General features: G+C 66.2%; 10 protein-coding genes. 5 read left to right on the forward strand and 5 right to left on the reverse strand.

The window, feature by feature from the left end:
• Positions 1-19: 19 nt before the first annotated feature.
• Together ASC89_RS04095 and ASC89_RS04100 are read right to left on the reverse strand one after the other, a co-directional pair.
• Complete coding sequence (locus ASC89_RS04095) at positions 20-1,321, reverse strand: sorbosone dehydrogenase family protein (RefSeq protein WP_055994816.1); 1,302 nt, start codon at positions 1,319-1,321, stop codon at positions 20-22.
• An 88-nt stretch (positions 1,322-1,409) separates the two neighbouring features.
• Positions 1,410-2,279 (reverse strand): NAD(P)-dependent oxidoreductase, encoded by an 870-nt coding sequence (locus ASC89_RS04100; protein WP_055994818.1) that lies wholly within the window; start codon positions 2,277-2,279, stop codon positions 1,410-1,412.
• An 89-nt stretch (positions 2,280-2,368) separates the two neighbouring features.
• Between ASC89_RS04100 and gnd the strand changes: the two genes are divergently transcribed.
• A complete protein-coding gene (gene gnd / locus ASC89_RS04105) occupies positions 2,369-3,346 on the forward strand; it encodes a phosphogluconate dehydrogenase (NAD(+)-dependent, decarboxylating) (RefSeq protein ID WP_055994821.1) in 978 nt (325 codons plus the stop codon).
• Between the two features lie 202 nt (positions 3,347-3,548).
• Here gnd and ASC89_RS04110 read toward each other — a convergent pair whose 3' ends face one another.
• Both ASC89_RS04110 and queF read right to left on the reverse strand, forming a co-directional pair.
• Positions 3,549-4,523 carry a DUF1624 domain-containing protein gene (locus ASC89_RS04110; protein WP_162247899.1) on the reverse strand — a complete coding sequence of 325 codons (975 nt, stop codon included), beginning with the start codon at positions 4,521-4,523 and terminating at the stop codon, positions 3,549-3,551.
• Between the two features lie 115 nt (positions 4,524-4,638).
• Positions 4,639-5,085 carry a preQ(1) synthase gene (gene queF / locus ASC89_RS04115; RefSeq protein WP_055994827.1) on the reverse strand — a complete coding sequence of 149 codons (447 nt, stop codon included), beginning with the start codon at positions 5,083-5,085 and terminating at the stop codon, positions 4,639-4,641.
• A gap of 211 nt (positions 5,086-5,296) precedes the next feature.
• Between queF and ASC89_RS04120 the strand changes: the two genes are divergently transcribed.
• From ASC89_RS04120 to ASC89_RS04135, 4 genes are all read left to right on the forward strand, one after another.
• Complete coding sequence (locus tag ASC89_RS04120; RefSeq protein ID WP_055873390.1) at positions 5,297-5,722, forward strand: cyclic nucleotide-binding domain-containing protein; 426 nt, start codon at positions 5,297-5,299, stop codon at positions 5,720-5,722.
• A 14-nt stretch (positions 5,723-5,736) separates the two neighbouring features.
• Positions 5,737-6,177: a Crp/Fnr family transcriptional regulator gene (locus ASC89_RS04125; protein ID WP_055994830.1), complete on the forward strand. Its 441-nt coding sequence runs from the start codon at positions 5,737-5,739 to the stop codon at positions 6,175-6,177.
• The gene (locus ASC89_RS04130) at positions 6,174-6,485 is read left to right on the forward strand and encodes a SelT/SelW/SelH family protein (RefSeq protein WP_055994833.1); all 312 of its coding nucleotides are present in this window, start codon (positions 6,174-6,176) and stop codon (positions 6,483-6,485) included. The genes ASC89_RS04125 and ASC89_RS04130 overlap by 4 nt, the downstream gene beginning before the upstream one ends.
• Before the next feature lie 211 nt (positions 6,486-6,696).
• The gene (locus ASC89_RS04135) at positions 6,697-7,254 is read left to right on the forward strand and encodes a CreA family protein (protein ID WP_055994836.1); all 558 of its coding nucleotides are present in this window, start codon (positions 6,697-6,699) and stop codon (positions 7,252-7,254) included.
• Positions 7,255-7,699: 445 nt separating this feature from the next.
• On the opposite strand, the gene ASC89_RS04140 is transcribed toward ASC89_RS04135, so the two are convergent.
• Positions 7,700-8,653: an IS5 family transposase gene (locus ASC89_RS04140; protein WP_055875837.1), complete on the reverse strand. Its 954-nt coding sequence runs from the start codon at positions 8,651-8,653 to the stop codon at positions 7,700-7,702.
• Between the last annotated feature and the right edge of the window lie 114 nt (positions 8,654-8,767).

The following is an 8,767-nucleotide window of genomic DNA, read 5'->3' on the forward strand; positions in this document are numbered from 1 at the left end:
GAGGACAGAGAGTCGCGTACTAGGCCCCAGTAACGCGCCAGATCACGTCGCCGACGTCGTCGGCCATCAGCACGGCGCCATCCTTGGCGATTACCACGCCGACCGGGCGGCCATAAGAATCCTTCTCATCAGGCGACAGGAAGCCGGTGAGGATGTCGCGCGGCGTGCCCGTCGGCTTGCCGTTGGCGAACGACACGAAGGCGAGCTTATAGCCCGAGAGCGTCGAGCGGTTCCACGAGCCGTGCTGGCCGATGGCCATGCCGTCGCCAAAGCCCGGGAGGGTGCCTTCGGGCAGCCAGCAGAGGCCGAGCGAGGCGGTATGGCCACCCAGCGCGAAGTCGGGTGCGATGGCGGTCGCGACCTTGGCCGGATCCTGCGGCACGCGATCGTCGACGATCTTGCCCCAGTACGAATACGGCCAGCCGTAAAAGCCGCCATCTTTCACCGAAGTCAGGTAATCGGGCGGCGTCTCGTCGCCGATGCCGTCGCGCTCGTTGACCACGGTGAAGAGCTCACCCGTCGTCGGCTCGAACGCGAGGCCCACCGGGTTGCGGAGGCCCCCGGCGAAGATGCGGCTCCGGCCGGTCGTGAGGTCGAGCTCGAAGATACAGGCGCGGCCTTCCTCGACCGCCATGCCGGAATCGCCGATATTGGATTGCGAGCCGACGCCGACATAGAGCTTGGTCTGGTCCTTGCTGGCGAGGAGGCTGCGCGTCCAGTGGCCGCCCGGCTTGGTCGCCATCAGCTTCTTGCCGCTTGCGGTGATCTTGGTGTCGCCGACCGTGAACGGGTAGGCGTAGACGCCATCGGTATTGCCGACATAGAGCGTCTCGCCGATCAGCTGCATGCCGAATGGCTGGTTCAGGCCTTCGAGCAGTGTGTGCTGCTGTTCGGCGACGCCATCGCCATCGGCATCACGCAACAGCGTAATGCGGTTGGGGCTCTGCCCGACGGCGGCAGCGCGCCGCATGGTGGTGAAAATGGCGTAGTCGAACGGCGTCTTGATGGCGCCGCCCGGGGTGCTCAGCGCCTCGGCCACCAGCACGTCGCCATTGGGCAGCACATGCATCCAGCGCGGGTGCTTCAGGCCGCGGGCGAAGGCATTGACCGTTAAGCCAGCGGCCGCGGTCGGCTTGTGGTCGCCCGACCAGCCGCGCGCCGTCGGCATCTTCAGCGTCGGGATCGCCTGCGGCCGCGCCGCGGGGATATCGGGCGTGCTGCCGTAGAGCGGGCTGCGCTTCGGCTCGTTGAAGCTGCGCGCCAGGATCGCCCCGGCGCCAACCCAGGCAACCACGCGGGCGTAGATATCGGCAAAGCTCATGCTGTCCCTCTAAATTTCGTCGGTGCGCACCGCGGGCGCGCACCATACCAGCCGCATACTTGCCTCCGGCATGGAAGGCAATCTTGCCTTAGTCGATCCCGGCGGCCTTGAGGTCGGCCCAGAGATTATCCTCGGGCACGTAGCCGATCCACTCACGCGCCTCTTCGAGATCCCAGGCCATGCCGGTATTGTTCGACATGCCGGAAACGACGATCGCCGGGGCCGGCCACTTGCTGGCGTCGGCGCGCAAAGCCGCCACCATCAGCCGGTTGTGGTCGCCATTCGACAGCCACATGTTGCGGTACCACAGGGCGTTGCGCTTGATCACCGCCCGGTCGGTTTCGCCGCGGTCGCCACCGCCGCTGCCGGCGATGGTGGTGGCGAGGTTCTCGCCGCGCTGGCACCAGCCGATGCGGGTCGACACCGCGGTGATCCTGCCATTGGTCGCGGCGGCCCGGGCGGCGCAGACGCGCTCGCCCAGCGCCTTGGTGGCGCCATAGGCCGAGCCCCATTTGTAGCCGTCGTCATAATAGCGCGTGCCGCTGATATGCGGCGTCGACATCCGGAGCTTGCCGTCGGCCGGCAGCGGCGCATCCTTGTAGCCGCCCATGGCGTGGTTGGACGAAGCGAAGATGAAGCGGCAGGGTTTTGTGCCGCCGCCTGCCTGCTCGAGCAGGTTCGCCGTCATGTCGAATGAGGCGGCCGATTCGGCCCAGCTCGAGTTGGGCGCCGGGTTGGCCGAGGCATAATGGACGATGCCGTCGGCGGCCTGCGCCTCCTTGCGCCAGCGCTCGTCATAGGGGTCGGCGAGGTCGGCAACCACTACCCGGGTCTTCTTGCCCGCGGTGAACGGGGCAACGTCGATGGCGACGATCTCCTCCACCCAATCGGCCGTTTCCAGGTGCTCCCTGAGCTTGCTGCCCAGGTTTCCGGCGCCCCCGGTAATCACTACCCGCATAGTCGTTCCTCCTCATTCGGGGCTGCCCCCGTAATCTCGATGTCGCGTATAACACCCCCCGCGTCAGTCGCTACACTGGAGTGTGCATCATGCAGATCGGTATTGTCGGGTTAGGCCGCATGGGGGGCAATATCGCCAAACGGCTGATGCGCGCCGGGCACGATGTCGCCGTCTACGATATCGACGCCAATGCCCGCGCCACGCTCGGCAATGACGGCGCCCGGCCCGCCGAGACGCTCGAGGCGCTGGTTGCCTCGCTGACCGAGGCCCCGCGCGCCATCTGGGTGATGCTGCCGGCCGGCAAGATCACCGAAGGCACCATCGCCCATCTCGCCTCCTGCCTCGCGCCCGGCGATATCCTGATCGATGGCGGCAATTCCTACTACAAGGACGATATCCGCCGCGCCGCCGAGTTGCAGAAGACCGGCATCCGCTATGTCGATGTCGGCACCTCCGGCGGTGTCTGGGGTCTCGATCGCGGCTATTGCCTGATGATCGGTGGCGAAAAGGCCGCGGTCGACCATCTCGACCCGATCTTTGCGGCGCTCGCCCCCGGCAAGGGCGAGATCGAGGAAACGCCCGGCCGCGGCAGCCTCGATCCGCGCGCCGAACAGGGCTACATCCACGCCGGGCCGGCGGGCGCCGGGCACTTCGTCAAGATGGTCCATAACGGCATCGAGTACGGCATGATGCAGGCCTATGCCGAGGGTTTTAACATCCTCGAAAGCAAGAACGCCGAAGTGCTGCCGCCGGGCGAGCGCTTCGAGCTCAACGTCGCCGATATCGCCGAAGTCTGGCGGCGCGGCTCGGTGGTCACCTCCTGGCTGCTCGACCTCTCGGCCATCGCGCTCGCCAAGGATCCCAAGCTCGAGGCCTTCTCCGGCCACGTCGCCGATTCCGGCGAAGGGCGCTGGACGGTGGAAGCAGCGATCGAAGAAGCGGTGCCGGCCGAAGTGCTGACGGCGGCGCTCTTCACACGCTTCCGCTCGCGCCAGGAGCACAACTTCGCCGAGAAAATGCTGTCAGCGATGCGGCTCGGGTTCGGTGGGCATAAGGAACAGAACTAGGGGACTCTGCCAGGAAAGCGCCCAGTTTTCTCCACCCACTCGGTGTCATCCCAGCGAAAGCTGGGACCCAACTCGCAGCCCGTGCCAGCTGATGGATGGGTCCCAGCTTTCGCTGGGATGACAGCCGGTGGGGAGGCGAGAGCGCGGACCGTCTACGACATGCTCTAGCTGCGAGCCTCAGCGCAACCGCTGAAAGCATGCCCTAAGGCGTCTTATCCGCCATCGCCGTACAAAGCTGGGCCACGGCCCTGAGCTGGGTGTTCTGCTCCAGCGTCGGGTTCGTCGCCGCGACCGCTTCCCAGAGGTTTCCGGTTTCCACCTGCTCGACGGCGCAGCCGCAATAGCGCTCGCAGCGGGCGAGGTCGGAGCCGGTGCCGAGGCAGGCGGCACTGCAGCTTTTGACGAAATCCTGGCTGAGGCTCAGCACCGGCGGCGCCAGTACCGGCGCCGAGAGCTGCGTCAGCCCCCACAGCACGCCGATAATCAGCGGCTGGTGGACCACATAGATTGGCAGGCTCCAGCGGCCCATCCACGCCAGCCCGCGCGCCAGCGGCTCGTTGCTGTGGAAGTGCGCGAGATCCTCAGCCAGCGGCGAGGCGAGGATCAGCCGCATCGCGGCGATGCCGAGCAGCACCACGCCGAACCACGGGAAGATCGGCACCACGTCGCTGGTCGGCGGCGAGGTTGGCCAGAAACCGATCCAGCCGAGCTCGCGGCTCGAGAATATCGGATCGTTGTAGAGCAGGTTCGCCGCAATGATGGCGACGCCGAGGACAGCGACCAGCCAAGGCGGCAGCCTGAGGAAGGCGAGCCCCATCAGCGAGAACAGCGCAATGGCATGCAGCACGCCGAAGAACACGAAGAAATCGGGGAACATCCAGTAGGTCCCCGCCGTCACCAGCAGCGCGCAGGCGACGACAATACCGAAGCGGCGCCAGAACTGGTTCCAGCGGATGGCTTTGCCATGCGCCAGCACCAGCCCGGCGCCGACCAGCAGCAGGAAGCTCGAAAGGATCGACTTCTGGAACATCACCCAGCCGATGACCGTGGTGACGTCGACGTTCGAGTAGCCGAAATAATAGAGGTCCCAGGCGATGTGGAAGATGACCATGGCGATGATCGCCACGCCACGCAGCAGGTCGAGCAGCTGGTAGCGGGGGCGCTGCCCGCTGCTCACGTCACGACTCACCTGCTGCAACTCCCGCTCGTCTCCGGCGACCATAGTGGAACGCTCACCGCGCGCTCAAGCGCCTGAAGCTCCCCTCAAGGGCAGGGGAGCTAAGGCCCGCGTGCTAACCGCGGCCGCGATAGCCCGGCACGCCCTGTTCGGGCAACCACAGGTTGGCCGGCGCTGCGCCGGTCTGCCAGAACACATCGATCGGGATGCCGCCGCGTGGGTACCAGTAGCCGCCGATGCGCAGCCAGCGCGGCGCCAGCGCCTCGACCAGGCGCTTGGCGATCTCCACCGTCGTCGCTTCGTGGAAGGCGCCGTGGTTGCGGTAGGAGAACATGAACAGCTTCAGCGATTTGCTCTCAATCATCCACTGGTCGGCGACATAGTCGATGACCAGGTGCGCGAAATCCGGCTGTCCGGTGATCGGGCAGAGCGCGGTGAATTCCGGCACGGTGAAGCGGATCAGGTAGTCGATATCGGGATGGGGGTTGGGTACCCGGTCGAGCACGGCGCTGGCCGGGTCGAGCGGCATCTCGGCCGGGCGGCCGAGGACGGACGTATCCATGGTCTTCTCCTGAGGTCGGGCCCGGCGGATAACCGGGGACGGGAGTTGCGTTCTGCCACCGGCGATGACCGGCGCGGGGGCCTCCATACGCCGCGCGCACCACCGAGAGCCAGCATAATCGCCCGGGCGTAGCCGAATGACTTCGCATCCCCGCAAAGCTCGGCTACCATCACCTCATGTATTCGGGTGGGTTGGGTTTGAAGGCGGGTTAATGGAGCAGATCCTCGTGGCGGCGGCGACGCTGCCGGTGAGCGTATTGGGGCCGCGGGCGGTGCTGGTGAATGAGGGCGCGCGCACCGGCAAGCTCTACATCCTCAAATCCGGCGATCTCGAAGTGGTGCGCGATGGCAGCACGGTGGCGGCGATCGGTGACCCGGGTTCGGTGATCGGCGATATGTCGGCGCTGCTCGACCTGCCGCATTCGGCGACCGTCCGGACGCGCAACGGCGCCGAAGTGCATGTGGCCGACGACGCCGACGCGTTCCTCGACGCGCATCCGGCCGCGGCCCGGCATATCGCAAAACTCCTCGCGGCGCGGCTGCACAAGACCACGGCGCTGCTGGTCGATATGCGGCGGCAGGCCAAGGTCCGTGAGGACCAGGTGATGTTCGACAAGATTTTCGCACTGCTCGAATAGCGGGAGTTGCTCTGGTGGCGGACAAAGAGACGGAAAGCTGGCTGAAGTTCGATTTCTTCCCCGCCGGCACGGAGCTGATCGTGCAGGGCCGGCAGGCCGGCGGCAGCTTCATGGTGCTGAAGGAGGGCGAGGTCGAAGTGCTGCGTGACGGCAAGTTCGTCTCCACCATCAAGCAGCCCGGCGCCATCTTCGGCGAAATGAGCGTGCTGCTGGAGCGCCCGCACTCGGCGACGGTGCGCGCCGTCACCGATGTGCAGCTCTATGTCATCAACGACGCACTTGCCGTGCTCGAGGCGCACCCGTCCTGGCTGCTGCAGATCGCCCGGCTCCTGGCGCAGCGCGTCAACACCACTACGGCGCAACTGGTGGCGCTGAAGAGCCGGGAGGCCGAGGAGGACGACGTCCTGGTGCTGCCGACCAACGTCTTCTCCTCCTGGGCGGATCCGCAGATATGACCGACAAACCCAAGCTTGCCATCACCTACTGCACGCAGTGCAACTGGCTGCTGCGCGCCGCCTGGATGGGGCAGGAGGTGCTCTCGACCTTCGGCCTCGAAATGGGCGAGGTCAGCCTTGTTCCCGGCAGCGGCGGCATTTTCGAAATCCATCTCGATGGCGTGCTGATCTGGGAGCGCAAGCGCGACGGCGGCTTCCCCGATGCCAAGCAGATCAAGCAGCTGGTGCGCGACCGCGTCGATCCCGGCCGCGACCTCGGCCATATCGACCATCCGCACGGCCCAGCCGCGAAGCACGGGCACTCCTGACCGGCCCGATTTCAGTGTGAGCGTCTCCCTCCCCCGGGGCGCTACCGCGTCCCCTTGTTTAGGGGGAGGGGACAGGGGTGGGGGTCAGCCCGCACCAGCTCGATTTGGGCCCAATCGCCGGCCCTAGCAACTATCGCGGCCTCCAGCCGTTGCGTGAACCCGGCAAGGTCCCCACATCAGGCCACACCGCAACCCCGAACCCCTGGACCCCATGAGCATGCTCAAGCGCTTCGCCTTCCTCGGCCTCGCCCTCGTTCTCACTGGCGCGCTCGCCGCATGTGGCAACAATAACGGCACCGATGTGGGCCGCGTCGGGGTCGACTGGACCGGCAACGACATCAATGTCGAAGCGGTCGCCGATCCGGAGATCAAGGGCGTCGTCTGCCATGTCGCCTATTTCAACCGCTCGCTGATCGATCGGCTGCAGCAGGGCAACTGGTTCGAGGATCCGTCCTATTCGGCGGTCGATTGCGCCGCCGCCGGCCCGGTCACCATCGGCAACATCAACACCAACAAGGGTGGCGAAGAGATCTTCAAGCAGTCGCGCTCGCTGATCTGGAAGAGCCTGCGCGTCTCGCGCATCTATGATGCCGAGAACAACTCGCTGGTCTACCTCGCCCACTCGCGCGAGTTGCAGCAGGGTTCGGGCAAGATGTCGCTGTCGGTGGTGCCGCTCACCGGCCTCGACGTCACCTGGACCAACGGCGCCCCCAAGGGCTCGCCTGCGGCAGCCGCAGCAGCACCCGCGCCGGCCGCGGGTGGTATCTAGGCTTTAGCCGGCCGCGCCACAACGCCCCCTCGCCCCCTTGGGGAGAGGGCGGGGGTGAGGGGCGCCAAGCGCACCGGCATCGAGCGCTGGGCCGGCCTTGCAGCGACGGCTGCACATCCCGTTTGCTTGGCGCCCCTCACCCTAACCTCTCCCCTTAAGGGACTGTTGCGCAGTTGGCGAGGGCTGGTGGTTTGGGCCGCAGGCGTAGCCCTGAGGGGGCGGTTCTGGCGGCTTTTGCTGAGTAGGATTGGTAAGTGNCCTCTAGCGCTGGCAGAAAGGCCCCCTCACCCGCCGCTCCGCGACGACCTCTCCCCTCTGGGGACTGTTGCGCAGTTGGCGAGGGCTGGTGGTTTGGGCCGCAGGCGTAGCCCTGAGGGGGCGGTTCTGGCGGCTTTTGCTGAGTAGGATTGGTAAGTGCGGTGGTTTAGGCTGCCACCGGACGCAGCTAGGCCGTGATGGCGGCCCAACGCCTGAGATTGAAGGCGATGGCGCACAGGGTGATCTGGGCACTGGCCTTGAGTAGTCCAACGTAGCGGATGCGAGTGAGCTTCATGCGGTTCTTGAGCGTGGCGAAGGTGGTCTCGACCGCAGCGCGTCGCCGCGCGATCAGTCGGTTGTAGTGCTTGAGCCGGGGACTGAGCTCGGGATGGTGGCGGTTGGCCCGGCGCGCCAGCCTGGGCTTGATGCCACGCGCCTTGAGCGAGGCCTGACGCTCATGGGTATGGTAGGCCGCATCAGCCCACACAACCTTCTCGTCTCCGCGGATCAACAGATCGGCCGGAGTCGTGTCGTTGATGTTGGCCGGCGTGGTCAGCACCGAGCGGATGAAGCCACCCGGCCCCTCGTCCACCCCGACATGCGCCTTGTAGCCGAACGTCGAACCGGGCTTGCCGGTGCGCTTGGCAAAGCCCGCATCGGGGTCCAGCGACTGCCGGTCTCCACTGCTCGGACGGCTCACCGTCTCGATCACCGTGGCATCCAGCATCGTGCCACGCTTCAGCATCACCCCAGCCGCCTCAAGCTGCTTGTCCAGTTCGGCGAACAGCTTCTCGTACAGCCCATGCTCCACCAGTTCGTTGCGGAACCGGTTGAGCACGCTGTGGTCCGGCACGCTCTCCTCGTAGCTCAGCCCCACGAAGCGCCGGAAGCTCAACCGGTCGGCGAGCGCCGCCTCCAGTTCCCGCTCGCTCAACCCATGCAGCGCCCCGACCAGCAGGGCCTTGAACAGAACCAGCGGCGGCCACGCCGCCCGACCCGCCCCGCCATCCCGCAGGCCAGCAAGCTGCTTGTCGAACCGGTACCACCGTACCAGCCGAGACAACCGATCCAGCGGACCATCACCCGAACCGGCAAGAACTGCATCGGCAAAACCCAACTGCCCTGTCCGCTTGATCGCCATCGGTCATCAACTCCGCTCTCCATAGTCACGGAATCACACCTGCAGAATTATGCAACAGGCCCCTCAGGGGAGAGGGGACGCGAAACCACCCGCAGTGCCAAGTTGCGGGCCATC

Origin of the sequence: Devosia sp. Root413D1, from assembly GCF_001425235.1 — a bacterium.
Lineage (GTDB): Bacteria > Pseudomonadota > Alphaproteobacteria > Rhizobiales > Devosiaceae > Devosia_A.

Excerpts from the sequence above, each read along its gene's own strand:
- ASC89_RS04100 (WP_055994818.1), bottom strand. The coding sequence starts at position 2,279 with ATGCGGGTAGTGATTACCGGGGGCGCCGGAAACCTGGGCAGCAAGCTC.
- ASC89_RS04120 (WP_055873390.1), top strand. The coding sequence starts at position 5,297 with ATGGAGCAGATCCTCGTGGCGGCGGCGACGCTGCCGGTGAGCGTATTG.
- queF (WP_055994827.1), bottom strand. The coding sequence starts at position 5,085 with ATGGATACGTCCGTCCTCGGCCGCCCGGCCGAGATGCCGCTCGACCCG.
- ASC89_RS04130 (WP_055994833.1), top strand. The coding sequence starts at position 6,174 with ATGACCGACAAACCCAAGCTTGCCATCACCTACTGCACGCAGTGCAAC.
- ASC89_RS04135 (WP_055994836.1), top strand. The coding sequence starts at position 6,697 with ATGAGCATGCTCAAGCGCTTCGCCTTCCTCGGCCTCGCCCTCGTTCTC.
- gnd (WP_055994821.1), top strand. The coding sequence starts at position 2,369 with ATGCAGATCGGTATTGTCGGGTTAGGCCGCATGGGGGGCAATATCGCC.
- ASC89_RS04095 (WP_055994816.1), bottom strand. The coding sequence starts at position 1,321 with ATGAGCTTTGCCGATATCTACGCCCGCGTGGTTGCCTGGGTTGGCGCC.
- ASC89_RS04140 (WP_055875837.1), bottom strand. The coding sequence starts at position 8,653 with ATGGCGATCAAGCGGACAGGGCAGTTGGGTTTTGCCGATGCAGTTCTT.